Below are 25,618 nucleotides of genomic sequence, written 5' to 3'. Positions count from 1 at the left end.
TTGGTGAACTTGTTTTTCATATGTTTCAGCGCTTGATCAAGGGGGAATTGAACAGTAAGACCGATCAACTCCCCACAATTCGATAAGCCCTAGTAATTACTATCTTCATCGATATCACTACCGATCATGTCTTTGAGTCTATTGCGAATGTTGGAAAAGAGGTTATCTCCTGACGCCACCACTTTTGAAGTCCTGACATTCATTTCATGCTCCTTTACCTGCTTGGTTCTTTCGTTATATTGCGTATCCCTATCATCGATAGACTTGAAGCCAGCCAATACCAATCCTACCGTAGTAGCGTACATTGGACTCTTTACTTCTTCAATCTTACACTTACCAAGGTGCTCATTTGGATAACCTATTCTGGTATCTAGTCCAGTCATGTACTCAAATAGCTGAGCTACACCTTGTAGTTGAGATCCTCCACCTGTCAGGACAATTCCTCCTGCTAGCTTTTTGTAATGTCCACTGGCTACGAGTTCGTTTTGTACATACTCAATGATCTCTTCCATTCTAGCTTGGATGATGGCAGCTAAGTTTTTGATAGAAATCTCTTTCGGCGGTCTATTTCTTAAGCCAGGAATAGAGACGATTTCATTTGGGTTGGCTTCTTCGGCTATGGCTTTTCCAAATTTTGTCTTCAATAATTCTGCTTGGTGATGCAGGACCATGCATCCCTCTTTGATATCTGTAGTGATGATATTTCCTCCCAAAGGAATCACCGCTGTATGTCTGATGATATTGTCGTAGAATATGGCTATATCTGTAGTTCCACCTCCAATATCTACCAAGCACACACCTGCTTCTTTATCGATATCACTCAATACTGAAAGTGAGCTTGCCAAAGGTTCAAGGATCAGGTCTTTGGAGATCAAGCTTGCTCTCTTTACACATCTATTGATATTGTTGATAGCAGTGGTCTGCGCAGTGATGATATGGAAATCAGCTTCAAGTCTAGAACCTGACATCCCTACTGGATCTTTGATGCCATCTTCATAATCCACCGTATAATCCTGAGGCATCACGTGAATGATAGAATTCCCTGGAGGCACGACGATGTTCTCCATATCATTGGAGAGCCTTCTGACATCCTCGACAGTGATCTCATCCTCGTTGGCCTTGCGAAAAGTCACGCCATGGTGCACAGTGCTCTTGATATGCTGTCCAGCTATGCCGACAATCACCTCTGCGATATCTACATCCGCCATATCAGAAGCATCCTGCACTGCCTTTTGAATGGCGTTGACAGTCTTATCGATATTGGTCACGATTCCTCTGATGACCCCATCAGAGACAGCCTTGCCCATACCGAGTACTTCTAGTTTTCCAAATTCATTCTTACGCCCGATGATTGCGCAGATCTTGGTGGTTCCGATGTCTAAACCGACGATTAATTTGTCATTTTCCATAGCCATTCAATTATTCACAAATGATTTGATCCTTATATTTTACATTCACTCTGCTGTATGTATTCCAACCTTTGGCAGGTAGAATCTCATTATAGAAGAGTGCTATCTTCTTAAATTTCTCTTCAATCTGCTCCGCTGCCCCAAACTCTATCACCTGCTTGCCTACTTGCTGGTACATGCGGATATCATTTTTTCTGTTGAGCTCCAAACCCGTGATCTGAGCTTTCCAAAACTCATCTTTCTCAATAAATCTGATCAAGTCCATCAGGCCTTGGTGCTCTACTCCTAACTTTTGCTCTTGCAGCAAGCGCTCAGCATAACTACCCTCTAGTGTCAATACTCGCGTGGTGTACTTGGGCGAAGTAGGTAAGATGACCCCCTCAGTAGAAATGTAGCCGTCCGCTGCCATAGGTCGTACAATTCTAGCCATGGGCTTGTGTTGATCTATTTCTACCCAGATATTCCCTTTCAAATCACTAAAGACTTCTGCATTTTTTACAAAAGGATGACTCTCAACCTTTTTCTCAAGTTGATTGAGGTTTACTTCACTAACCAAAACACCTGTCTTCAACAGCGGAAACTCTGTCTCTAATCTTTGAAGCAAATCTTTTTCATCCACAAAATACACGTCAGCGATTGGGTTTACTTTGATATGCACCTGATTGAGACGCTTATCTGCACTTTGCTTCTCTACAAATCCGATGAAGCCTGCCAGCACCATGACCAAGAGGCTAAAAACGATCGTCTTTTTCGTTCTAGTTTTCATCTCTCATACATTTAGCTATCGGTTCTACTAATCTGTCAATATCTCCTGCACCAATGGTGACCAATACTTCTGGTCTATTGGCATTCAGGTAATCCAAGATCGCTTCCTTACTTTGCAAGGATTTCTTATCAGCACTGATATCAGCTAGCAGCATTTCTGAAGTCACTCCTGCGATTGGCAATTCCCTTGCAGGATAGATATCCAAGAGAATCACTTCATCCGCTAAGGACAAACTTTCTGAAAATCCTGCTGCAAAGTCCCTTGTCCTTGTGAACAGGTGCGGCTGAAAGATAGCTGTCAGTCGCTTTGAAGGATACATGGCCCTAACCGATCCCAAAAAGGCTGATATCTCCTCTGGATGGTGTGCATAGTCATCGATATAGACCTGGCTATCCTCTTGCACGTGTATTTCAAACCTGCGCTTCACTCCTCTGAATGACCGCAATCCTGCTGTAATTTTATCCTCAGTCAAGCCGTAATCCAAAGCAATCGCTATCGCTGCCAATGCGTTCTCCACATTGTGGAAGCCAGGCATTCTCAGTTCAAGGCTATTGATTCTTTTTGACCCTTTGACAAAATCAAAACTGAAATACCCCGGCAAAGCCTTGACGTTCTCAGCTTGTATTTCTCCAGCTTTGACGCCGTATTTGGTTACTTTGACTGTTCCAAAGTCCGACTTAGCCAATTTCTCGTAAGCCTTGGACTGAATGTATAATTTCCCGTCAGGGGCAATCAAGTCTAAGAAAGCTCTAAACCCATCCATCATCACTTGATCATCACCATAAATATCCAAATGATCGGCATCTGCACTTGTCAGCACTGCTGTATTGGGGTGTAGATGAAGGAAAGATCGATCAAATTCATCCGCTTCAACCACTACAGTAGATGCTCCAGCCTGCTCGTCATGGAGAATCAGGTTGCTCTGATAGTTTTGAGTAATCCCTCCTAAGAATGCCGCGATATTTTCGCCACCAGATTTCAATAGATGCGCCACCATTGACGAGGTAGTCGTCTTACCGTGAGTCCCAGCGACCGCGATGGTCGGCATATTAGCTGTAATCATCCCAAGAACTGCTGCACGCTTATGCAGTGCATAGCCTTCATTTCTAAAGAAATTCAACTGCTCAGAATCCTTTGGCATGGCAGGAGTCCACACAATTAGCGTGTTTTCCTTATTGGCTTTAACACGAGCTGGCACTTCAGCTACGCTATCCAAAAAGCTGATTTGCATCCCTTCTGAAGCTAACTTTTCCGTAAGCGGTGAAGGCGTCTTATCATAGCCAGACACAGGTATACCCAAGTGGTTGAAGTATCTCGCCAAGGCACTCATACCGATACCACCGATACCAAGAAAATGGACGCTATGTAGGTGATTCAACTTCATGGGATCAATGCTGCTATGGCTTCCACGATAGCCGCGGCAGCTTCTGGTTTTGCTAATTTTTTTATGTTTTGAGCCAATTCTTTGGCCTTCTCTTCATCATTGGTGATGCTGTCTACAGTAGCCTTCAAGCTTCCGATTGCATCTGCATCTTTGAGTAAGACGGCTGCGTCTTGAGAGACATAGGCCATGGCATTCTTGGTCTGATGATCCTCGGCTACATTGGGCGAAGGGATAAACACCACCGGCTTGCCTACCAAACTCAACTCAGATACTGAAAGCGCTCCAGCCCTAGATACCACCACATCTGCTGAAGCATAAGCCAAATCCATCTCTCGGATAAATTCCCTCACGTGGATATGCTTCAATCCAGACGCAGCCACTTGAGCAGACATATCAGCAAAATAAAATTTACCACACTGCCATAATACCTGATAGCCAGCTCGCTCAAAAGCTCCCATCTCAGTCAATACAGCTTGATTGATCGTACGAGCTCCTAGACTTCCTCCTAGTACCAAGAGCGTCTTTCGTTCTTCAACAAGCCCAAAATGTACCATTGCCTGATCCCTTTTCCCCTCCAACTCCATGATATCTTTTCTGACTGGGTTGCCTGTGTAGATCAGTCTATCCGCAGGGAAAAATTGCTCCATATTCGGATAAGCCACACATATTTTCTTCGCCCTCTTGGACAAAAGCTTATTGGTCAAGCCTGCGTAAGAATTTTGCTCCTGAAGTAATGTTGGGATTCCTTTGTTCTGCGCTGCAAACAATAATGGACCACTTGCATAGCCTCCTACACCTACGACTACATCTGGTTGAAAATCTTTGAGCAATTGCTTTGCCCTGCTGAGACTTCCTAGGAGCTTGAATGGAAAACTTAAGTTGGATAAGCTAAGACTTCTCTGAAGTCCAGCCACTTTCAATCCCTCTATGCGGTAGCCAGCCTCTGGCACCTTCTGCATTTCCATTTTACCTTCGGCACCCACAAATAGAAAATCACTGTCTGGATATTTGGATTTCCAGGCATTGGCTATGGCAATCGCAGGGTAAATATGCCCTCCAGTACCGCCACCGCTGATCATGATGCTATATGTTCTTTTCTTTTTGATAGTGCTTTATGTTTAGGCTGGTTGAAATGCTCTTCTTGGTCTGTTGTTGCCTTCTACTATTGGTGCTTCTGCATCTTCATGGTCTCCACGGCTGACACTAAGGATAATCCCCAAGGAAAATCCAGTAAATATCAAAGAGGTTCCTCCCATACTTAGCAATGGAAGTGGTAATCCTGTAATCGGCCCAAGACCAACCGCTACTGCCATATTGACCATGGCTTGCAAAACAAGGGCGAAGCTCAATCCCGCAGATAGCAATCCACCGAAAGGCTTTGTAGAGGAAGCGACGATGCGCATGCCTCTGTATAATAAGGCTAGGTAAAGCAGCAATACGCCACCACCGCCAACTAATCCATATTCTTCAATAATGATCGCATAGATAAAATCAGAGTAAGGGTGGGGCAATGAATTGCGCTGTTCCGAATTACCTGGCCCCTTTCCAGTGATCCCTCCTGTGGAAATAGCGATATATGATTGCTCTGCCTGATAAGGGATCTCCTCACCAGAAATAAAATTCTCTATCCTAGATACAAAAGTCCCCCCGCGCTGACCGAAGAATACTGCCGCAGTCAAAGCCAACATCCCTACCATCACAATTAGAAATGTGTATCGCATCGGAACTCTTCCTATAAACATCAAAAGCAAACAAGTCACCAATAACAAAACTGCTGTAGACATGTTGGCAATACCGATTAATCCACAAATGACACCAACTGCGATCATCACTGGAATGAAAGTGTTTTTGAAATCTCGGATGTTCCGTTGCTTTCCTGCAAGAAAACTTGCCAAAGTAGCTATCAGCGCAAGTTTGGCAAGATCTGATGGCTGAAACGCCTGATCTATGACCGGAATGGTCAACCACCTATTCGCGTCATTGATGTTGGAACCGAAGAAGTAAGTAAAAATCAACAATGGTACAGAAACGAATAACAAGAGCTTCCCAATAATACCGAAGGTCTTATATGGAATCTTATGTACAGCCCACATCACTCCCAAGCTCAAGAATACCAAAAAGGCATGCTTGACGATATAGGTCTCGGTATTACCTCCCTTGTATTTGTAAGCCAAAGTACCTGTCGCTGAATAGACCACCAGAATACTGATGATAGACAATAGGATCACAATAGCCCAAATAATTGGGTCACCCTTGAGATTTCTATCTATAAATTCCTTGGCCTTATTCATGATTTGACTTTTTCTTTTGTTAGCGCAATCACTGCCGCTTTGAACTGCTCTCCACGATCTTCATAATTTTTGAAAAGATCGAAACTGGCACATGCGGGCGAAAGCAATACCACGGATCCTCTTTCCCCAAGCTCCAAGCCCCAAGCAACTGCTTGTGCGATATCTTCAGTTTCTCTTATCGTTTGGATTCTACCAGCAAAAGCTGCTTTCAATTTCTCATTGTCCGTACCCAAACAGATCAAAGCTTTTACATTCTCTTCAACTAATGGATAAAGCACGGTGTAATCATTGCCCTTGTCAACACCACCAGCGATCCAGACTAATTTGTTTCCAAAGCTCTCCAATGCATAAATTGTCGCATCTACATTGGTTCCTTTGCTATCATTTACAAATGCCACTTGATTGATCTCTGCTACCCATTCCATGCGGTGGGGAGCATTTTGAAAATCAGCCAAAGCTTTTTTGATTGTATCAGGTTTGATTCCCGCAGCGGTAGCTGCCAAGATCGCACACATGGCATTTTGCATGTTGTGCTTACCGTTCAAATTGATATTCAAAATATCAATATTGAAATGCTGATCACCTTGAATAGCTATCACTTCTCCATCATAATATGCACCAAACGCTTGCGCTTGTTCAATGGAGAACTTAGCCAGCTGAGCTTTTACCGGAGCCTTGAGCAGTCCATTGTGGACGTTTAAGTCGTCTCCATTCACAATCGCCAAGTCATCAGCATCCATATTCTTAAAGAGCGATACTTTGGAAGCGATGTATTTATCCAATTGGTAATCGTAACGATCCAAATGATCAGCTGTGATGTTGGTCAAGATGGCCACATTGGGCTTAAAGCTCAAGAAACCATCAATCTGAAAGCTACTCACTTCTAACACCCACCAAGCTTTGTCTCCATCGACCAATTGACCAGCCCAGCTTTGTCCTACATTCCCCGCTAGGCCAACATCATATCCAGCTTTCTGAAGAAGATGATAGGTCAATAGCGTAGTCGTCGTCTTACCATTAGTGCCTGTGATGGCAATCACTTTTCCCTTGGAATACCTAGCAGCAAACTCCAACTCATCAATCACCGGAATTCCTTTTTCTAAGGCTAGTTTGACGATTGGAGCTTTATTGGGAATCCCCGGACTTTTGATAATTTCATCCGCACTGAGGATTTCTGCTTCAGTATGCTTCCCTTCTTCAAATGGAATATTAGCAGCATGGAGCTGTACTTTGCGAGACTCAGAGATATTGCCCATATCAGATACCCACACGGCATAGCCCTGCTGCTTGGCGAGCAATGCTGCTCCCAATCCGCTTTCGCCTGCGCCTAGTATGACTATCTTTTTGCTCATTTTATCTCAATTTCAAAGTTGCTAAGGTGATGATCGCCAATAGGATCCCGATGATCCAAAATCTGGTCACAATCTTAGCTTCATGAATATTTTTCTTTTGATAATGGTGGTGTAATGGGGACATCAAAAAGACCCTTCTACCTTCACCATATTTCTTTTTGGTGTATTTGAAATAGGACACCTGGATAATCACAGAAGCATTCTCAATCACGAAAATCCCACACAAAACAGGAATCAACAGTTCCTTTCTCAGCGTCAAAGACAATACTGCAATCACACCACCCAGCATCAAGCTTCCTGTATCTCCCATAAACACCTGCGCTGGGTAAGCGTTGTACCAAAGGAAACCTACACAAGCTCCGACAAAAGCCGCACAGAAAATCACCAACTCACCAGAATTAGGAATGAAAAAGACATTCAGGTATTGGGAGAAAATGGCGTTGCCAGATATGTAGGCAAAGATTGCAATGGTGAGCCCTATGATGGCCGAAGTCCCTGCGGCCAATCCATCTATTCCATCTGTGATATTGGCTCCGTTGGATACCGCAGTCACAATGAAAATCACGATCAGGATGTAGAAAATAGGTGTAGCAGCCTCACCCAAGAATCCAAATATGCGCTCATAATTGAGCTCATTGTTTTTCATAAATGGGATGGTGGTCTTCATTGTCTTCACGTCTTTGAAGGCAGGTGTCTCTACAACACCTTCCTCGATAGATACTGGATTGGTAAACTCTCTTACCACTACGCCATCGTGAAAGTACAGTGTAGCACCTACTACTATCCCAATGACAACCTGACCCACAATCTTGAACCTACCTGCAAGTCCATCCTTATTTTTCCTAAATACTTTGATATAATCATCCAAAAAGCCTATTCCGCCCAACCAAACGGTAGTAATCAGCAAAAGAATGATGTAAACATTATTGACATTGGCAAAAAGCAAAGTAGGAATGATGATACCGGCCATGATCATCAATCCGCCCATGGTTGGGGTACCTTTTTTCTCTTGCTGACCTTCTAGACCGAGGTCTCTTACCGTCTCGCCAATCTGCTTATTGCGAATCCAATCGATGATGTTTTTTCCAAAAGTAATCGTGATGATCAATGACAAGAGTGCCGCCATCCCTGCCCTGAAGGAGATATAGCGAAACACCCCGGTGCCAGGGATATCCAATACTTTGTCGAAATATTCAAAAATCGGGTATAACATCTTTTAGCTTTTATTCAAAAGGTTGAGTAAATCTTTCACTATAGCTCGGTCATCAAAAGGATGTTTTACTCCTTTGATTTCCTGATAAGTCTCATGCCCCTTGCCAGCGACTAAAATGATGTCACCAGGGTTGGACATGACACAAGCAGTCTTGATGGCTTCTCTGCGATCTTCGATGATGATGGTCTTCTTGAAGTCTACCGGATTGACGCCAGCTTCCATCTCTCTAAGGATTGCCATAGGCTCTTCATCACGTGGATTATCTGAAGTCAAGATGACTTTATCACTGAGGTTTGTGGCGATTTTAGCCATAACTGGGCGCTTGGTCTTATCTCTATTGCCTCCACAGCCTACCACTGTGATGACCTGCTCCCCACCTGTTCGCACGCCTTGAATCGTCTTGAGGACATTTTCCAAAGCATCAGGTGTATGCGCATAATCTACAATCGCAGTCACTCCCGCAATGGTGATCTTATCAAACCTTCCTTGTGCTCCTGGCACTTTGGACAGTTGCATCAGGACTTCTTCCTCCTCTTCTCCCAACAAAACTGCCACTCCAAATACCGCTAATATATTGTAAGCGTTGAACTCCCCAATCATGCGGAACCATACTTGCTTGCCTTGGATTTCAAGCTCCAATCCTTCTATGGAATTGGTCAAGATTTTGGCTTTGAAGTCTGCTGGGAATCTTAGACCAAAAGACTGCTTCGTGGCTTGTGTATTCTGCAACATTACCATTCCACGTTTATCATCCGCATTGGTCAAAGCAAATGCATCCTTCGGCAGCCTGTCAAATAGTAACTTTTTGGCTTTGATGTACTCATCGAAAGTCCCATGGTAATCCAGATGGTCATGGGAAATATTGGTAAACACAGCCCCCATCAACTTCAACCCTGCCAATCGCTCCTGCACGATGGCATGAGAGCTAGCTTCCATGAAGCAATGGGTACAACCTGCTGCAACCATTTTCTTGAGTAACTCCTGAAGGCTCAAAGCATCAGGCGTCGTGTGTGTGGCTGGTACAACTTGATCCGAAATTCTGTTTTCGACCGTGGAAATCAAGCCTACCTGATAGCCCATTTCTATATACAGCTGATAGAGAAGAGTGGCGGTTGTGGTTTTACCATTGGTACCCGTCACCGCCACGATCTTCAACTTTTCAGATGGATTTTCATAATAATTGGCAGCCATGATGCCCAGTGCTTTGGTGGAATGAGCTACGGTCACATAAGTGATCCCTTCCTGAATGTCCTCAGGAAGCTGTTCGCAGACAATTACACTCGCACCTTTTTCAATGGCTGTCGGGATAAAGGCATGCCCATCTACCTGTGTACCGGCGATGGCTACAAAGACATCTTTTTCGTCTACCTTGCGGCTGTCGAAAGCAAGCTTATTGACATTTTGATCCATATCACCTATGGTTCCTGTCAAAGAGACTTTGTATAATATGTCTTTTAAATCCTTCATTTATCCTAATACTAAACTGATTACGCTATTCTGACTGATCGTAGCTCCAGGGTTGATAGACTGATTTTTGACCCTGCCTTTACCTTGATAGACTACTCTCAATCCTTTATTTTCCAATACATACAATGCATCCCTTAAGGATAAGCCACTCACATCCGGCATTGTCGGAGCCTCGACTTTATTGGCTTTCCATTGAATGGCCTTATTGACCACGGTAGACTTGACCCATGCCTCTCCACCGTCATTGTAGTGATTTGAAATCCCAAATTTGTTACAAAGCATCTGTAGCTCGTCGACTTTTCCAGCTTGGATGTAAGGAAATTCATCTGTCTTCAAGTTTGCAAATTGAAACTTAGGTTGAGATTTGACATTGATCTCCAAGTCTTGAGAATAGATCTTGTCTGCAATCTCCTTGAATACAGGTGCTGAGATATCACCTCCATAAGCATTGAAGCCCTTCGGACTATCGATCACCACGATGGCAGAATACTTTGGATTGTCAGCTGGGAAATAGCCTGCAAAAGAGGTGTAGTAGCGCTGCGTATAGCGACCATCTATCAACTTCTGTGCAGTTCCAGTCTTTCCAGCGATCTTATAATCTTTGTTGTGTACATTTTTGGCGGTACCATTTTCCACTACGCCTTCCAATAGCTCCTGCAACTGCCTGATGGTCTTAGCTGAAGCAATACTTTTTCTCAGAACTTCGGTATCGAATCTTTTTTCAATTTTATTTGCTTTGGCTATGCCCTCTACGATCATTGGCTTGACCATTTTCCCTCCATTGGCCACAGCATTGTAAAGCATCAGTGTATGTAGTGGGGTCAGTTTTGTCTCGTAACCGATAGACATCCATGGTAGCGTAGTACCATACCAGTTCCTTTCATCAGGATTTTTGAAATATGGCGCACCTTCACCTTTCAGCTGAAATCCAATAGGTTGATTAAGTCCTGCCTTTTCAATGTAGCTCATGAATTTCTTCGGCTGATGTCCAAAATGCTCATTGACCAGTCTGGAAACTGCGACATTGGAGGATTTTTCGAAGGCCTCTTTGATGGTGATCTCTCCGTAACCTCCCTGCTTCGCATCACGCATGGTACGATCAAAGAACCTGAATGTGCCATCACCTGTCTCAATCTTTTCATTGAGGTTGATCTTACCTTCTTCTAGTAGCGCTAGCATTGAGAGTAACTTGAACGTAGACCCTGGCTCTGTCAGCCCTTGGTCTCCAACTGCGAAATTGTAATTCTCGGAATAGCCATACCCTGACTTGTTTTTCTGGAGATTGGCTATGGCTTTGATCTTGCCAGTAGCCACTTCCATGACGATCACAGAGCCATATTCTGCATCTTTGCTCATCAGCTGACGCAAAAGTGCAGACTCAGCCACATCCTGAATATTGACATCCAAAGTCGTATAGACATCAAATCCATCATCTGGCTTCACATCCTCTGCATCGAAGACAGGCTTCCAGCTGCCCCCAGCGATTCTTTGGAAAAGTGCCTTGCCGTTTTTCCCCTCTAGGTATTCATTGAAGCTATACTCTACACCTACACCATACTTGTCTTCATTGAGGAAACCGACGGTACGAGAAGCGAGATTATTGAAAGGACGGTAGCGTTTTTCTACTTTTTCGAAAATTACCCCACCTCCCAAGCGGCCATTTCTGAAGATCGGCCAGTTGCTCATGGCTTGCATCTCTTGATAGCCAATCTGTTTTCTATTCAAAATCAAATAGCGCTTGCCACTGACTCTCGCATCCTTGATGCTACGCTTGTAAGCATCTGCTGATTTGTCTCTGTAAAAAGAGGAAAGTAAATAGGATAAGGAATCAATCCCCTTATCAAACACCTCTTGCTTGGCAACTAATGGATCTATAACTACCCTATAAAAAGGCAAACTGGTGGATAACAAGCTTCCATCTGCCGCATAGATATTACCCCGAGTAGCGCTGACTTGTCTGTATTGAAAATTTAGGCTTTCGGATTTGGCTTGCCACTTCTCCCCCTCCACAAACTGCAAATGGGCGACCCTATAAAAGATCAGCCCAGCAAATAAGGTCACCACAATGAAGGCAACTCTTACTCTCAGTACTATGGATTGTTTGATATTCACTTTTTGTATTTGATTTTTATAGGAGGCTCGTCTATTTCATATATGCCAAGTGGCTGAATCTTTTTTGCTACTTCAGATTGCTTACTGCTGAGCATGTACTCCGCTTCTAGCGTGGTCACATCTGCCCTGAGGTCTTCCACCTCTTGCTGCATGCGCTCGATCTTGCGGATCATATTGTCCGCACGGTGATTGGACCAGATATAAATCATCGCAAGAAATGCTGCGAAGAAAAAGGGCGGTCCAAACTTCACTGGAATACCTTCACCTAGAATCCCACGCACATCGAGCTTCTCCTCCATCAGGGTAAAGAGATTCTTTCTCTTCCCTTTGGGAGCAGCACCCTGCTTGATTTTCTTTTTGAATGTATTCTGACTCATGATTTATAGTTTTTTGGCTATTCTCAACTTGGCACTTCGAGACCTGTTATTGGCCACTAGCTCTTCCGCAGATGCAGTCACTGCCTTGCGAGTCACTGGCTCTAGCGGTCTGATCAAATTACCATAGAAATCCTTCTCTACCTCACCTTGAAACTTTCCCTTGGCTATAAAATTCTTCACCAAGCGATCTTCTAAAGAGTGGTAGCTCATGATCACCAAGCGACCTTCAGGCTTCAATACTTCCACTGTCTGTAGCAGCATCTCTTCTAGTGCCTTCATCTCATCGTTGACCTCTATCCGCAATGCCTGAAAGACTTGCGCGAAATACTTGAACTCCTTGCCCCTTGGTGCAAACTTCTTGAGCAACGACTTGAATCCCTCGATCGTGGAGAAAGGTGTCAAAGCACGCTGTGCCACCACTGCTTGCGCTAAGGTCTTGGCGTTTTTGATCTCTCCATATATTCCAAAGATCTTGTGAAGTCTAGCTTCCTCATAAGTATTGAGCACATCCTTTGCCGTCAGGCTCATCGCATCACTCATTCGCATATCCAAGTCTCCATCAAATCGGGTCGAAAACCCTCTTCCCGGCTCATCTATCTGGTGGGAAGAAATCCCTAAATCTGCCAAGATTCCATCCACCTGTGTGACCCCATAAAGTCTGAGGTATCGCTTCAGATCTCTAAAATTTGCCGCCACAAAAGTGAACTTATCGCTTTGTGGAATATTTGCTTCCGCATCAGCATCTTGATCGAAGCCATAAAGATGACCTTTGTCCAGATGCTTGAGAATCTCCTTGGAATGACCACCTCCTCCGAAAGTAAGGTCTACATAGATGCCATTCGGATTGATCGCCAATCCGTCAATGCACTCATGTAGCATCACGGGGATATGGTAAACTTGATCTGTCATGCCTTAAGAGAGGTATTTATCCATCAGTTCGGACAACTCGGTCTGATCTGATACTATATTCTTTTCATATTTTTCTGGGCTCCATATTTCCACGTAGGAACCAACTCCAATCACATAAGCTTCCTTATCGATCCCTGCAAAGGCCATGAAATTTTTGGGAATCAAAAATCTTCCCGCATTGTCTAGCTCCACATTGACCAAGCTGTCAAAAAAACTTCTCTTGATCCTTCTATGGATCGGATCTCTATCAGAAAGCCCATTGATCTGATTGAAGAGCTTCTTAAACTCCTGCTCTGGATACAATGCTAGACAGCCGTCATCACCGAAACGCAAATACAGCTCGCTACCATTGGACTCTGGAATCGCCGCCTTGATTTTGGCAGGCAATGCCAGACGACCCTTGGCGTCCACCTTGCATTCGTATCGACTGTTAAACATTCCCATGTGCTACACTTGAGTTTTCTATAAATACAAAAGTAATAAAAGGTTTTACACATCCCACCACTTCTCCCCACTTTTCACCACTTTTTCTTAAAAGTATCTAAAAGTTTGAATTATCACAATTTTTTTGAGAAAATTTCATCACTTTTTTGCTTGATGATCAAGGTATTGACAATAACAAGGACGGTGAATTGATCCACTTAAAAAAGGTTAAAAATGCATTTAAAAGGGATTTTTTTCAAAGGTAAATGAAACTAAGGCAAAGTATGATTTGATTTGGGAAAAAAGTGGGGGAATTTCCCAAAGCATGAGATGTTAAATTTTCCCATAGGCTTAGTAGGATAAAATAATTAATGACTTAATTTAGTGCCGCGAAAATCACCCTTATGAAAAATATACGATTGCTGATCCTTGCCACTATAATCATCACAGCGGCATGCAATACCTCAAAAAACGATTCAACCACAGACCTGTCTGGCATTTGGCATGCTGAGCTGGACATGGCTCCAGATGTACTGCCATTTGGATTGGAGCTGATCCAAAGTGGGGAAAAGTGGCGAGCAGTATTGATCAACGCTGAGGAACGCTTAGAAATAGAAGGTATACGAGTGAGCTCGGATTCTGTCTGGATACCACTGGGCATTTTTGATTCGGATATCAAGGCGGTAATCACCGCAACTGGTGAACTGAAAGGAAGCTATATTAGGAATTATGCCAGTGACTATATTATGCCATTCTCTGCAAGCAAGTCATCAGAACGCAAAAGATTCAATACCAGCGAACCGCCAAGTACTGATTTCTCTGGAAGGTGGAAGACGGTCTTTCAGGACAACTCAGGCAAAACTTATGAGGCCATTGCTGTATTGGATCAAGCAGGAGATCGCATTACGGGCACTTTTCTTACCGCTTTGGGTGATTACAGATTTCTGGAAGGCAATGTCAGTGGGGATACCTTTTACCTGAGTGCTTTTGATGGCAGTCATGCATTCTTTTTTCAGGGAGATGTGCTAGAAGATGGTTCAATGCAGGGTAGATTTAGAAGCGGCCCTAGATATCAAGAGACATTTATTGCTGTCCGAGATGAGGAATTTGAGCTGCCAGATGCTGGAAGCTTGACCTATTTGAAAGAGGGATATGAAACTTTGGAATTTTCCTTTCCAGATACCGATGGGAAAATGGTGAGCATGCAAGACGAGCAATTCAAAGACAAAGTGGTCTTGGTGCAGCTATTTGGCACCTGGTGTCCAAACTGCATGGATGAAACCAAATACCTTGCTCCTTGGTACGAGCAAAACAAGGATCGAGGAATAGAAATCATCGGCTTGGCCTTTGAGAGCAAGCCTGAGTTTGATTATGCAAGCAAGCGGGTAAAGAACGCTGCTGAGCGACTGGGAGCCAACTATACCTTCCTCATCGCTGGTGTGAGCAATAAGGAAAAGGCATCTGAAGCACTCCCTGCTCTCAATAGCGTAGTCGCTTTCCCAACCCTTATCTATATCGATCGCCAAGGTAAAGTCCGACATATCCACACCGGCTTCAATGGCCCTGGGACAGGAGGATTATATGATCGATGGATTGAAGAACATGAAAGTTTGGTGAATGGGCTTTTGGGGGAAGGCTGATAAAACACAAAACATACCGACTGGGTGTTGTTTGTAACCAATAAACTACTGGGTATTGTTTGCAACTACACCCTAAATAGCTTGACTTCGTGAGTCATTTTATTTGAAAGTGGAATTACAAATTCCATAGATATGAAAGCGTAGATGCAATCTACGCTTAGGGGTATTCTAAATCACCAATAATCTAAATCGATCAATCCCTTTAATCCAGAATAATCCCTTGCGCTGGAGTACAAATAATCCTCGGGTTTTTCAACAATAGCAGCTCTAACAGGGTTTTCATGAATGTACTTCATTCTACTTTCAATCATGCCGACATTATACATTTCAACAGCATGGTTTTCGTGAGTCCAGAACTGAATATCATTATTCCTCTTATTAAACTTACCGTGATATTCAAAAATCATTTGAAGCCACTCTTTTCTCCTTTCATCAGGGTTCTCTGAAATCATTTTTATCAATTTCTTACTTGTGAACTTTTTGAAATCCCTAACCCAATCTGACAACCTACCATCTTTTTGTTGTACCAACAAATGAATATGATTGCTCATAATTACATAACCAAATAGATACAACCCTTTTGATTTTCTACAATACGCAAAATTTTCTAAAATAAAATCTCGATACCTCTTTCTGGTAAAAACATCTGCCCATCCTACGACTTGGAATGTCAAAAAATAAGGCATTTCCTGATCTCTAATTTGAAAAGCATCACCCATTATTAAATATAATCCTCTTGGATTGGAATTGCAAGTTCAATGGAAATGAAAGCGTAGATGCAATCTACGCTTAGGGCACACTCATATCCTTTGAAAAATCCTTAAAATCAACTACTAACCGACTGGGTGTTGTTTGCAACTACACCCTAAATATCTTGACTTCGTGAGTCATTTTATTTGAAAGTGGAATTACAAATTCCATGGATATGAAAGCGTAGATGCAATCTACGCTTAGGGATCATCCCATTTTTTGAGAAAACCTTAAAAACAAAACTAACCGACTAGGTGTAGTTTGCAACTACACTCTAAATATTTTGACTGCTTGGGTTCTTTTATTTGAAAGTGGAATTGCAAATTCCATGGATATGAAAGCATAGATGCAATCTACGCCTAGGCGACACAGTCAAAATAATGGTCAAACCGCAGAGGGCGCGGCACTTTGTGTTTCTCTATAGCTAAAAGGAAAACTAAAGTGGACCCTTTAAGACGCTAAAGAGAAAACCAATCTATTCTGATTGTTTATATCAAAACCCAATTTTCTCCCAAAATTTTCTTCGCTTTAAGTACTTTCCTTTTGGGCAAGTACAATCAGCAACTGTAAATTTACTTCCTTTTTTAGCACCGCTCCACAATGTCCTAAAAGATGACCCAAAGTTGAAAAATTCAATATCATCCTCGTTGTTTTTGCTATATTCCTTGTCACTGTTATTAAAAGCTACTTTATAAACCACTTCTTCGGTAGCCGTCTCTATCAACTCAAATTCTAGCAGTGATCTGTTTAGTTGAGGCGATCTAGGAATAGGGTAAATTGACTCACTTGGATAAATCACATCATATCCTTCTGCCTCTCTCAAATTCAAAACAGTGGGCTTAAGAATATATTTGATATTCAGTTTTCTATTGAGTTGCTCTCTATCTTCTGTACTTTCGATTCCTCTGATATTATTGGTTAAAAATTCATAATCCAGCTCGTATTTATCATAAACATTGATCATACCTTCAGATTGAAGCATAGCGATGATAAGAACTCTAAGATCATTATTCCTCCTTTCAGAAAGCAAAGGACTATTCAAATCATCCACTATAATCCCGTCTTCTACATCCAAACAAATTTTACAATACTGAATCACTGAAGTTTTGGTAGCTTGACAGGAGCAAATAAAAATTGTTAAAACGATTAATACTCTAGTAATATTCTTCATAGATTTTCAAATAAAATAGGGAGGTTTTTTGCCTCCCTATTTAAGAATTTATCGTCCAAGATTATACCCAAAATTTATTTCCAATATCAGAGGAAACCAATTGTGACTTCCACTAGTGTTAAAATAATATATTGGACCCATACTATAAGCTAAATTAAACTTCCCATAAGCTCTTTGAATCCCCCAAGTAGGTCCTACAGCAAATGAATTATTATCAAATCGAATAAAATTACTTGCAACATCTGGGCCTGTATAAAGCATTCTCAAGGCAAAGAAATTTCCGGAATTTGACCCTATATTTTTGCCCTTATTTTGTCGTTTTTCCAGGTTATAATAATATCTGCTCTGAAGATCCACAAACCCTGCAAATATATATTGAATCCCACTTTCTGAGGCAAATGCCAAATCAGGATACGAACCATTATACCCAAAACCAACACCAGCCTCAAAAGTTGTTTTTGGACTTAGAACCCTTTCTATTGTAAGGCTTGGATTTAAGAAGTTTATTCTAATAACATTTTCTGTTTGTCCAAAGGTGTTACCAATGAAACAAAATAAAAAACAAATAAAAACAATAGATCTAATCATTTATTTCCTTGGTTATTCTAATACCTTTTATTTGATTTCTAAATTGAGCTGCTGCATAAACTGATGCTCCTTCAATATCGTACATCTTTTTTTGTCCTAGAGTAGGAATAATTAAATTTTCATAGAAGCCATCTCCTGATTGGTTGTTATAACTTACTCTAAACTGTCTATCAATGTTCAGATTTATTTCATTAGAGTTATTCAATACTGCTTCAAATCTACTTAACATCATTTTTGTCTTGTTTGGAAAGATTTTTCTGTAGGTTTTTATTCTTTCTTGAGTTATTTCATAAGAAGCAGTTGCAAAAGACTTTTCAGCCTCTTTCCAAACCTTTTCTGTAAGTTTTGCTAGGGACAATTTAACCGTACCATTCAAAGCTTTTTCTAAATCATTATAATCTATCAGCTGAACATTGCCTAAGACTAACCTAGCATCCGATAAAGACGCTACTGCCATATCAAAATTAGAAAATTTAAGAATCTCCTTAGCTATTTTTTTTGAGGGTAACTGAGTATATCTAAGATCTAGCGATATTGGATGATTAATATTAAATAACATAACATCCCAACCAACTACAAGTTTATCCGCTCGAGAATCTTTATGTTTCGCCCAAAACCCTGTCCAGCCTCTTTTTTGCATTTTCCCTTTTACACCAACACTTTGATATAGCCAATAATTAAAAGCATATAATTTAGCTTTTAACCTATAGTTATCTGAAAAATTCAAAGTAAATCCTTTGTTATTTCCAACAATCCCTTCCATTAATTTCCCAACATCAGTTTTTCTCCCAAAACTATATTCTTGAAACTTGTTATATTCTGAATCTGGAAGGGCCCAACTTACAACTGGTGCACAAACCCCACAAAAGTTGTTTAATTGATAAAACTCACTACTTATTGATACATTAGGCACATTAAATATAATTTCGTCATCAAAATCATAATCATAATACGTATCAAAAAGATAAACATCATCTTCTAAAAGATAAGCATCTTCATAAAGTGAAGGTTCTTGGAAATCCATTCTTGCATTGGTATTTTTTGTATTTCGGAGATCTTCAAGCTTTGAAATTTTAAAGTCATCAACAATTTTAATAAGATTCCCGTAATTCTCTGTACGAGAAAAAAAAGTCCCAAAAGGGGTTATTTTAAAAATAACATTTTCAACTTCAATTTCTAAATTTTCATTTAATAACTCAGCAAATACTAAATCAGGAACCATCTCAGAGTAAAGTTCAGGATTAAGATTTTCATTATTTTCTGAATTCGTTCTGAATTTGATACGTTCAAAACTTTCTGAATCAATTAAACTTTTTAATGAATTAAAATATTCGGGTTTTTCAGCATACTTTTCAATAATACTTTTTGAATTAGCATTAGAGTTTTGCCCAATTTCAGAAATTGCATTTGTAAATGAATCATAAGAATTGAATTTTAGTCTATTTTTTTGTTCAATCGAATGATTATTAAGGTCATTTTCTTTGAACAATTCTTCTTCAAATGCAGAACAGCCAAAAAACATTCCAGCAATAAAAATTGCGATTGGTAATAATTTTCTCATCTTTTTTTGAATTATGTTAAAATATGATTTTTAATGACTCTAAAAGTTTGACCACTAATAAAGCTGTTAACAAGAAAGAAAGAAAGAAAGAAAGAAACAAATTTTTAGTTTAAAATATTTTAAATAATTTAAACTTATAAAATCAACAAAATGACAGTTATATACATATTTATACTATTTAAAGTGATATTTCATTTGTTTGTACTTGATATGTTTAGTTTGAAAAAAATTGAAAGTCTTTGAGGTATTTCAGTTTGATTGGGGATAGGCTTGAGTGCATTGGTTGCTCTACTTCATTTAGACCGTTCGTCCCGATAGGACTTTTGGTTGGTGGTAGCGATTTTTGTCGGTAGGTTGAAACCTACCGTTAGGATGTCGGTCGTCCCGATGGGACTTAGAGGGATTTTGGGAACACATTTTTTTGGGTCACTTGTTCTTCTCCGGTTAATAAAAAGAAAAACACCAAGAATAAGATGGAATGCAATGACAAAATCAGTTATATCCACACAGGCTTCAATGGCCCTGGGACTGGAGGATTATATGACCGATGGATTGAAGAGCATGAAAGTTTGGTGAGTGGACTTTTAAAGGAAGGGTGATAAAACACACAACAAACCAACTAGGTGTAGTTACAAACTACACCTCAAATATCTTGCCAGCGTGGGTATTATTATTTTAATGTGGAATTGCAAATTCCATGGATAGATAAGCGTAGATGCAATCTACGCTTAGGCGACTCGGGTTGTTAGATGATGAAAACGGTTAGACTGTAAAGAACATAAAGAAAGACAGAATGAGGAAAAGCAGGCTAGATTAAATTGAGCAAGTTTTTTTAGTTAGCCATATCTAAGAGAAACGAAGAATAAATCTCTACTAAACCATCAAAATTTGAGGGCGTTACTTTTTTTGGATTTAATATATAGCCACCACTGTTCATTGCTAAATAGGAGCCATAACCACCATTCAATTTTAAATAATTTTCGTTGGTGATTTTATGAATATTAAATTGTTGTTTAAAATTGACTCCAGAGATGATTTTAAATTCTTTAAGATTTTGATTTTCGATAAACACAAAATCAAACTTTTCCGATTCAAAGTAATCTCTGAATAATTCAGAAATTTTTTCAGTACATGAGCTACAAGATTCTAAATCAATAAATACAAGGACACTATCTGCATTTTTCACCTTTAAAAATTCTTCCGTTTTAATAGAATTAGTATAACAAGAGCTCATAATATAAAACAGAACGAAAACAATTAAATTAGAATATTTTAAAACTTTGAAATTCAATTTCATCTTCAATACTGTTTTGAATCCTGACATAAATTTGATTTTTTTGAATAAATGAGTTTTCAGTAATATAATTAAAATCTGGAAGTCGAAAAGAGTTTAAAAATTTCAAATTTGGATAATCATAAACCAGCAATAATGTTTCCCTTTTAGGGTTTTTCTCTGAAGAAGCTACTGGAAGTTTATACCACCTATAAACTTTTGATTGATCATAATCAATCAACAAGCTTCCATAAATTTCAGTATTATTCATCGAGAAATGCCATTCCTCAGAATCATATACATAATTATCATCTTTAAAAGGTGGAGAGATTTCATCAAAAGTATAACTATCTTTTATTTCAGTAAACTCATTTTTATTTATTCCATATTCAAACAATGTATTTGCTGCTGGAAATGAATAGATTATTTTTCTATTTTTTTTATCAAATACTTGATATGCATAATCATAATTTTGAGATCCCCAATCCCCATTTTCCTGATAAGTCAATGGTAAACCTCCAAATAGATTTACTTGACTGGAACTTAAATCATACTTCATAAAAGGCTGATATTCTGAAGAGTACCAACCCCAAACCAAAGAATTATAATAAATGTAACCATCCGTTAAAATAACAGGACTTTGCATGGAAGCATATGGACTTTGCTGATATTTTAAATCTATAAGTTTAAAGTCTTTTAAGACTTTGCCTTTTTCATTAGTTAAATATGAATACAAACCAGTGCCAAAAAGCAATATTGAATCATTTGAATGGTGGTTGTACGACATTATACCATTTCTTAACCCATCTCCGCCAATTTCATACTTTAAGGTTTTAACTAATTCTTGATTTTCAAAATTGTAATAGTAAATAGTATTATTAATATTGTTTAAAAAAGTAAAATAAGTAATCTCATTACGTTCTAAAATTTCTATTACTTGAAATGAATTAGGTGTTAGAGAGTCTAATTCAAATTTAATAATATTATTGACTTCTAATAATTCGCCTAAAGAATTTCCTTGTTCCTTGTAAGTGCAACCAGAAAAAAACAAGAAGCCAAGTCCGATTAATTTTATATACTTTATCATTTTTCCGAATTTAACCCTTGATGAAGTATCATCAAGGGTCTTGATTTTATGCACCAATTGATCTTGAATAATTACAATCCTTTACTTGTTCAGAGCTCATGATAAATCCACAGGCTGGATACCCTGATCTACAAGTAGCATCATTCACTTGTCCTGTTTTACATCCACTATTACCACCCCCTTCTTCAAGAGAATCATCCTGATCATTAGCATAAACAAGACTTGGCGAATCAACAAAAATTATTGCGCCTAATATCAGTCCAAATCCGATAATAATTTTTTTCATTTTAGTTTTTTAAAGTTAAAGTATGATTTAAATGACTTTAAAAATGCGTCCACTAATAAAGCTGTTTACAAGAAAGAAAGAAAGAAAGAAGCAAATTTTTAGTTTAAAATATTTTAAAAAATTTAAGCTCATAAAAACAACAAAATGACAGTTATCTACATATTTAAACTATTTAAAGTGATATTTCATTTGTTTGTACTTGATATTTTTAGTTTGAAAAAAGTTAAAAGTCTTTGAGGTATTTCAGTTTGATTGGGGATAGGCTTGAGTGCATTGGTTGCTCTACTTCATTTAGACCGTTCGTCCCGATGGGACTTCTTGGTCGTCTTAGTCATCATCTGGGACGGTAGTTTGAAACCTACCGTTAATATGTAGGCCGTCCCGATGGGACTAAGAGAGGTTTGGATAGGTGATGTTTTCTTTGCGGCACTTTGTGTTTCTCTGCGGTGAAAATAATATCAAACCGCAGAGGGCGCAATGAAACGCAGAGAAATGGTCTGATTTTATTAATTGAGGTTAATCTCAAAAAGTGTAAAAGTCATATTGTCCTCTCCTATCATATCGGTATCATTGAGTATATACATACCTTCCTCGGCAAAATGAATGTACCAATAATTAAATGCTGACACATCAACGTCGGCTAGTACATTACCATTCATGTCTGAAAACAAAAGCCTATTCTCATGCTTATCATCAAGCATTTTAAAGGAATCTTGGCTAATCCTTTCAAACTCATTTTCGCTCAAGGCTTTTCTGTAATGTCTGATGATCAGTTTCCTATATTGATCGTAATAGACGGTTTGAAAAGCATTACCTGTGTAATACTCCTTCTTCCATTCATTTGGTCTCTCGCCTTTTCTATTTGACATGTCGACAAAGTCTTTTTTTGGTGAAAGGATCAAATGCTCAACTTCTCTAAAATCTTTCGTGATGTAAATTTCATCAGTAATTGGGAAATTAATTAGATATTCACCAGTATCAGGGCGCTTTACAAAACTAATTAACATATCTAAAACATTAACATTTTTCATCAGGTAAGCTTCGGGTAACTGAAATAGCTTTTCTACTTTTTCCTGATTTACATCCAAGGACATCACTAATTGAGTCAAGCTTTCATACTTCCATGGTGGCCCCCCGTAAATGTATGAAGGTTGATATAATCCATAGAACACTCCTTCGTTAAAATCCATCTGCCTGTAATACCCTGCTGACAAGAAAAATGCATCAGCGTCATATTTAGAAATTTTAGTGTTGAATTTGATCTCGTTATTCTCTATTAAATAGAGTTCCGCTCGATTATTATGATACGATAAATACTTATTCTTCTCTAAAGGTGTGATCAATGTATTTCCAGACTCGTAAGGTGTCACATAACCATTGATATTACCTAACTCCAATATTTCCATAGCTTCCCCGCCTTTTCTAAGATCAAATTTCCCAATACCTTTCATACTTTGAATAAAAAAGTAAGGACGATCTCCATCATTTAGAAATATTGGGTTACCATGAAGTTTAGGAAAAGTACTCCCTAAGTCTATTGAAACTTCCTTGACAGGAACTAGTGAAATGGCATTAACTACTCCAGATTCCGAATTTTGGCTTTGTTTGCATGAAAAAAATATCACCATGACAAAAATTAAGTTTAATGCATTCTTCATATACAAATTTATCAAAACCCAGAGTTTAATTAAACTCTGGGTTAATTCACAATTAATCACCTACCTGTGGCACTACTTCAATAAAACAGTCTCCAAACAAAATACCATCTGGCAGCTTTAAACACATATTCACTGTATCAATACAAAAACCAGCCTCATACAATTTCCCTGCTGTAGGAGTCACATTACAAGTCCCTGCCTTAACCACGAATGGCACTAAAAACAGTACTGACAAACAAATACTTAAAATGTTTTTTCTCATAACAATTTTTGTTTTGGTTAAAATATGATTTTAATGACTCTAAAAGTTTGACCACTAATAAAGCTGGAAACAAGAAAGAAAGAAAGAAAGAAGCAAATTTTTAGTTTAAAATATTTTAAAAATTCTTTAGCTAGATTTGGGGTGAAAACAAAAACTTATAAACCATGAGATTTACATACAAGCGGGTTATTACTTTTTTTCTAAGAGGTTTACTCTTTGTGGTTCCTATCGCGCTGACCATCTATGTGATCATTTTGATTTTGAATTTCTTGGATGGAATCATCCCAATCCCTGTACCTGGTTTCGGGATTTTGATCATGTTGGGCTTCATCACTTTTGTAGGCTATCTGGCTAGCTTATTCATCACCAAGCCACTGTTTGACCTATTTGAGCGCTGGGTATTCAAGATCCCCCTCGTCAATATCCTCTACACGAGCATCAAGGATTTGATGTCGGCTTTTGTGGGAGATAAGAAAAAATTCAATACACCTGTAATCGTCAAACTCTCCGAAGGAATGTCCAGAATGGGCTTCATTACGCAAGACGACCTCAGTGTATTGGAGGAAACCGAGCTTGTGGCCATTTATTTCCCACATAGCTATAATTTCTCTGGCAACCTCTACCTGGTACCTAAGCAAAATGTCCGCATACTCAAAAATGTAAGCAGCTCCGACGTGATGAAATTTATAGTATCAGGCGGAGTGTCTAACTTGAGCAAAGTAGATTAATATGCATATCCGCAATTATTCTCCTAACCAAATTAAATAAGAGTCTAGATGAATCCGATACTAATAGATATTGGATCCGCCAAGGCGGACAAGTTACTCATTGATATTGGCTTGAAATCAGAGGTTTATACCACCTTGATGTTCCACTGGTAAGAAAGTGGAAAATCATATAGATTAATTATTGATACCAAGAATATTGCCCGATTCTAAGAAAGCAAATCGCATAAAAAAACCGCTAGCGTCCAGCTAACGGTTTTTTTATGCTTTTGTAAATTAGAGTTACAGTTGCGCGTCAAGTTTTTGAGCCAGGACAGCTTTTGGAACTGCTCCTACTTGCTTGTCTACAATCTGACCACCTTTGAAAAACAAAAGGGTTGGGATGCTTCTGATTCCAAATTGAGCTGCTACCGCAGGGTTGGAGTCCACATCTACTTTACCAACTACAGCCTTACCTTCGTAGTCACCTGCTAGCTCTTCCACTACCGGGCCGATCATTTTACAAGGTCCACACCACTCAGCCCAAAAATCCACTAGGATTGGCTGCTCAGATTTCATGATTTCTTCAAAGTTAGAATCAGTAATTTCAATTGCTTTTGCCATTTTATATATCTGTTTTATGTTTTTCGAATGCCGAATATACTACTAAATTCATTTCTACTCTAATAAGTTCATTCAAGGGAAGAATTAGGGGTTATTGAAGTTTAGAGTTCATTTGGTTGGGAACGCTAGGAACACTAAGGAGGCACAAAGAGCACTAGTGGATTATTTTGTGATCTTCGTGCTTCTTTGAAGTCTTAGCGACGCTTCATAGAACTATACTCTAAAAAGACCTACTTCCTAATCAATAAGCCAGTTAAACACTTTTTTTCCTTTTAGGGCTCTAAGAGCACCATGATTATTTTGTGGTCTTT

At 39.5% G+C, this 25,618-nt stretch carries 25 protein-coding genes; 3 read left to right on the top strand and 22 right to left on the bottom strand.

Annotated elements, in window-relative coordinates:
- Positions 1-89: 89 nt before the first annotated feature.
- From ftsA to mraZ, 12 genes are read right to left on the bottom strand one after another with little or no spacing between them, the layout of a single operon-like run.
- Complete coding sequence (gene ftsA / locus BW935_RS07295) at positions 90-1,409, bottom strand: cell division protein FtsA (protein WP_076500441.1); 1,320 nt, start codon at positions 1,407-1,409, stop codon at positions 90-92.
- Between the two features lie 10 nt (positions 1,410-1,419).
- A complete protein-coding gene (locus BW935_RS07290; RefSeq protein WP_076500054.1) occupies positions 1,420-2,175 on the bottom strand; it encodes a cell division protein FtsQ/DivIB in 756 nt (251 codons plus the stop codon).
- Positions 2,165-3,559, bottom strand: a complete 1,395-nt coding sequence (gene murC / locus BW935_RS07285; protein WP_076500052.1) for a UDP-N-acetylmuramate--L-alanine ligase — start codon at positions 3,557-3,559, stop codon at positions 2,165-2,167. Before murC ends, BW935_RS07290 begins: the two co-directional genes overlap by 11 nt.
- Positions 3,556-4,665 (bottom strand): undecaprenyldiphospho-muramoylpentapeptide beta-N-acetylglucosaminyltransferase, encoded by a 1,110-nt coding sequence (gene murG / locus BW935_RS07280; RefSeq protein WP_262484358.1) that lies wholly within the window; start codon positions 4,663-4,665, stop codon positions 3,556-3,558. The genes murC and murG overlap by 4 nt, the downstream gene beginning before the upstream one ends.
- Positions 4,666-4,677: 12 nt before the next feature.
- A complete protein-coding gene (locus BW935_RS07275; RefSeq protein ID WP_076500049.1) occupies positions 4,678-5,850 on the bottom strand; it encodes an FtsW/RodA/SpoVE family cell cycle protein in 1,173 nt (390 codons plus the stop codon).
- On the bottom strand, positions 5,847-7,202 hold the full coding sequence (gene murD / locus BW935_RS07270) for a UDP-N-acetylmuramoyl-L-alanine--D-glutamate ligase (RefSeq protein ID WP_076500047.1): 1,356 nt from the start codon (positions 7,200-7,202) through the stop codon (positions 5,847-5,849). The genes BW935_RS07275 and murD overlap by 4 nt, the downstream gene beginning before the upstream one ends.
- A 1-nt stretch (position 7,203) precedes the next feature.
- A complete protein-coding gene (gene mraY / locus BW935_RS07265) occupies positions 7,204-8,415 on the bottom strand; it encodes a phospho-N-acetylmuramoyl-pentapeptide-transferase (RefSeq protein ID WP_076500045.1) in 1,212 nt (403 codons plus the stop codon).
- Between the two features lie 3 nt (positions 8,416-8,418).
- Entirely contained in the window at positions 8,419-9,882 is a 1,464-nt protein-coding gene (locus BW935_RS07260) for a UDP-N-acetylmuramoyl-L-alanyl-D-glutamate--2,6-diaminopimelate ligase (protein WP_076500043.1), read from the bottom strand.
- Positions 9,883-11,994, bottom strand: a complete 2,112-nt coding sequence (locus BW935_RS07255) for a penicillin-binding protein (protein WP_076500041.1) — start codon at positions 11,992-11,994, stop codon at positions 9,883-9,885.
- Entirely contained in the window at positions 11,991-12,371 is a 381-nt protein-coding gene (locus BW935_RS07250) for an FtsL-like putative cell division protein (RefSeq protein ID WP_076500039.1), read from the bottom strand. The genes BW935_RS07255 and BW935_RS07250 overlap by 4 nt, the downstream gene beginning before the upstream one ends.
- 3 nt (positions 12,372-12,374) lie before the next feature.
- Positions 12,375-13,280: a 16S rRNA (cytosine(1402)-N(4))-methyltransferase RsmH gene (gene rsmH, locus BW935_RS07245; RefSeq protein WP_076500037.1), complete on the bottom strand. Its 906-nt coding sequence runs from the start codon at positions 13,278-13,280 to the stop codon at positions 12,375-12,377.
- Positions 13,281-13,283: 3 nt separating this feature from the next.
- On the bottom strand, positions 13,284-13,724 hold the full coding sequence (gene mraZ / locus BW935_RS07240) for a division/cell wall cluster transcriptional repressor MraZ (RefSeq protein ID WP_076500035.1): 441 nt from the start codon (positions 13,722-13,724) through the stop codon (positions 13,284-13,286).
- A gap of 383 nt (positions 13,725-14,107) precedes the next feature.
- Here mraZ and BW935_RS07235 point away from each other — a divergent pair, with 383 nt between their 5' ends.
- On the top strand, positions 14,108-15,343 hold the full coding sequence (locus tag BW935_RS07235) for a peroxiredoxin family protein (RefSeq protein WP_076500033.1): 1,236 nt from the start codon (positions 14,108-14,110) through the stop codon (positions 15,341-15,343).
- A gap of 173 nt (positions 15,344-15,516) precedes the next feature.
- On the opposite strand, the gene BW935_RS07230 is transcribed toward BW935_RS07235, so the two are convergent.
- From BW935_RS07230 to BW935_RS07215, 4 genes are all read right to left on the bottom strand, one after another.
- The gene (locus tag BW935_RS07230) at positions 15,517-16,062 is read right to left on the bottom strand and encodes an REP-associated tyrosine transposase (RefSeq protein ID WP_076500031.1); all 546 of its coding nucleotides are present in this window, start codon (positions 16,060-16,062) and stop codon (positions 15,517-15,519) included.
- A 524-nt stretch (positions 16,063-16,586) separates the two neighbouring features.
- Complete coding sequence (locus BW935_RS07225; RefSeq protein WP_076500029.1) at positions 16,587-17,264, bottom strand: hypothetical protein; 678 nt, start codon at positions 17,262-17,264, stop codon at positions 16,587-16,589.
- 48 nt (positions 17,265-17,312) lie between these two features.
- A complete protein-coding gene (locus BW935_RS07220; RefSeq protein ID WP_076500027.1) occupies positions 17,313-17,852 on the bottom strand; it encodes a hypothetical protein in 540 nt (179 codons plus the stop codon).
- On the bottom strand, positions 17,845-19,413 hold the full coding sequence (locus BW935_RS07215; RefSeq protein ID WP_076500025.1) for a hypothetical protein: 1,569 nt from the start codon (positions 19,411-19,413) through the stop codon (positions 17,845-17,847). The genes BW935_RS07220 and BW935_RS07215 overlap by 8 nt, the downstream gene beginning before the upstream one ends.
- A gap of 473 nt (positions 19,414-19,886) precedes the next feature.
- On the opposite strand from BW935_RS07215, the gene BW935_RS18775 reads away from it, so the two are divergent.
- Positions 19,887-20,012, top strand: coding sequence for a hypothetical protein (locus BW935_RS18775; RefSeq protein WP_262484355.1), 126 nt, complete (start codon positions 19,887-19,889; stop codon positions 20,010-20,012).
- Positions 20,013-20,245: 233 nt separating this feature from the next.
- Here the strand turns inward: BW935_RS18775 and BW935_RS07210 are convergent, their stop codons facing one another.
- From BW935_RS07210 to BW935_RS07190, 5 genes are all read right to left on the bottom strand, one after another.
- Positions 20,246-20,710: a hypothetical protein gene (locus BW935_RS07210; RefSeq protein WP_076500023.1), complete on the bottom strand. Its 465-nt coding sequence runs from the start codon at positions 20,708-20,710 to the stop codon at positions 20,246-20,248.
- Positions 20,676-21,773 (bottom strand): hypothetical protein, encoded by a 1,098-nt coding sequence (locus BW935_RS07205; protein ID WP_139325515.1) that lies wholly within the window; start codon positions 21,771-21,773, stop codon positions 20,676-20,678. Before BW935_RS07205 ends, BW935_RS07210 begins: the two co-directional genes overlap by 35 nt.
- A 46-nt stretch (positions 21,774-21,819) precedes the next feature.
- On the bottom strand, positions 21,820-22,059 hold the full coding sequence (locus tag BW935_RS07200; protein ID WP_076500019.1) for a hypothetical protein: 240 nt from the start codon (positions 22,057-22,059) through the stop codon (positions 21,820-21,822).
- A gap of 506 nt (positions 22,060-22,565) precedes the next feature.
- Positions 22,566-23,717, bottom strand: a complete 1,152-nt coding sequence (locus BW935_RS07195; protein WP_076500017.1) for a DUF4221 family protein — start codon at positions 23,715-23,717, stop codon at positions 22,566-22,568.
- Between the two features lie 52 nt (positions 23,718-23,769).
- Positions 23,770-23,979, bottom strand: a complete 210-nt coding sequence (locus tag BW935_RS07190) for a hypothetical protein (RefSeq protein ID WP_076500015.1) — start codon at positions 23,977-23,979, stop codon at positions 23,770-23,772.
- Between the two features lie 164 nt (positions 23,980-24,143).
- Between BW935_RS07190 and BW935_RS07185 the strand changes: the two genes are divergently transcribed.
- The gene (locus BW935_RS07185; protein WP_076500013.1) at positions 24,144-24,707 is read left to right on the top strand and encodes a DUF502 domain-containing protein; all 564 of its coding nucleotides are present in this window, start codon (positions 24,144-24,146) and stop codon (positions 24,705-24,707) included.
- Positions 24,708-24,986: 279 nt separating this feature from the next.
- On the opposite strand, the gene trxA is transcribed toward BW935_RS07185, so the two are convergent.
- Positions 24,987-25,325, bottom strand: coding sequence for a thioredoxin (gene trxA / locus BW935_RS07180; RefSeq protein ID WP_262484357.1), 339 nt, complete (start codon positions 25,323-25,325; stop codon positions 24,987-24,989).
- Positions 25,326-25,618: the final 293 nt, after the last annotated feature.

It is taken from the genome of Belliella pelovolcani, from assembly GCF_900156785.1.
GTDB lineage: Bacteria > Bacteroidota > Bacteroidia > Cytophagales > Cyclobacteriaceae > Belliella > Belliella pelovolcani.
The sequence above is the reverse complement of the archived record's forward strand: the minus strand, read 5'-3'. Positions and strand labels throughout refer to the sequence as shown.

Coding starts and splice junctions, on each gene's coding strand:
- BW935_RS07290 (WP_076500054.1), bottom strand. CDS start 2,175: ATGAAAACTAGAACGAAAAAGACGATCGTTTTTAGCCTCTTGGTCATG.
- BW935_RS07275 (WP_076500049.1), bottom strand. CDS start 5,850: ATGAATAAGGCCAAGGAATTTATAGATAGAAATCTCAAGGGTGACCCA.
- BW935_RS07200 (WP_076500019.1), bottom strand. CDS start 22,059: ATGAAAAAAATTATTATCGGATTTGGACTGATATTAGGCGCAATAATT.
- BW935_RS07220 (WP_076500027.1), bottom strand. CDS start 17,852: ATGATTAGATCTATTGTTTTTATTTGTTTTTTATTTTGTTTCATTGGT.
- BW935_RS07185 (WP_076500013.1), top strand. CDS start 24,144: ATGAGATTTACATACAAGCGGGTTATTACTTTTTTTCTAAGAGGTTTA.
- BW935_RS07205 (WP_139325515.1), bottom strand. CDS start 21,773: ATGATAAAGTATATAAAATTAATCGGACTTGGCTTCTTGTTTTTTTCT.
- BW935_RS07225 (WP_076500029.1), bottom strand. CDS start 17,264: ATGAAGAATATTACTAGAGTATTAATCGTTTTAACAATTTTTATTTGC.
- mraY (WP_076500045.1), bottom strand. CDS start 8,415: ATGTTATACCCGATTTTTGAATATTTCGACAAAGTATTGGATATCCCT.
- BW935_RS07210 (WP_076500023.1), bottom strand. CDS start 20,710: ATGAAATTGAATTTCAAAGTTTTAAAATATTCTAATTTAATTGTTTTC.
- BW935_RS18775 (WP_262484355.1), top strand. CDS start 19,887: ATGGAATGCAATGACAAAATCAGTTATATCCACACAGGCTTCAATGGC.
- BW935_RS07230 (WP_076500031.1), bottom strand. CDS start 16,062: ATGGGTGATGCTTTTCAAATTAGAGATCAGGAAATGCCTTATTTTTTG.
- murD (WP_076500047.1), bottom strand. CDS start 7,202: ATGAGCAAAAAGATAGTCATACTAGGCGCAGGCGAAAGCGGATTGGGA.
- murC (WP_076500052.1), bottom strand. CDS start 3,559: ATGAAGTTGAATCACCTACATAGCGTCCATTTTCTTGGTATCGGTGGT.
- BW935_RS07215 (WP_076500025.1), bottom strand. CDS start 19,413: ATGAGAAAATTATTACCAATCGCAATTTTTATTGCTGGAATGTTTTTT.
- BW935_RS07190 (WP_076500015.1), bottom strand. CDS start 23,979: ATGAGAAAAAACATTTTAAGTATTTGTTTGTCAGTACTGTTTTTAGTG.
- mraZ (WP_076500035.1), bottom strand. CDS start 13,724: ATGGGAATGTTTAACAGTCGATACGAATGCAAGGTGGACGCCAAGGGT.
- rsmH (WP_076500037.1), bottom strand. CDS start 13,280: ATGACAGATCAAGTTTACCATATCCCCGTGATGCTACATGAGTGCATT.
- BW935_RS07195 (WP_076500017.1), bottom strand. CDS start 23,717: ATGAAGAATGCATTAAACTTAATTTTTGTCATGGTGATATTTTTTTCA.
- ftsA (WP_076500441.1), bottom strand. CDS start 1,409: ATGGAAAATGACAAATTAATCGTCGGTTTAGACATCGGAACCACCAAG.
- BW935_RS07235 (WP_076500033.1), top strand. CDS start 14,108: ATGAAAAATATACGATTGCTGATCCTTGCCACTATAATCATCACAGCG.
- BW935_RS07260 (WP_076500043.1), bottom strand. CDS start 9,882: ATGAAGGATTTAAAAGACATATTATACAAAGTCTCTTTGACAGGAACC.
- BW935_RS07250 (WP_076500039.1), bottom strand. CDS start 12,371: ATGAGTCAGAATACATTCAAAAAGAAAATCAAGCAGGGTGCTGCTCCC.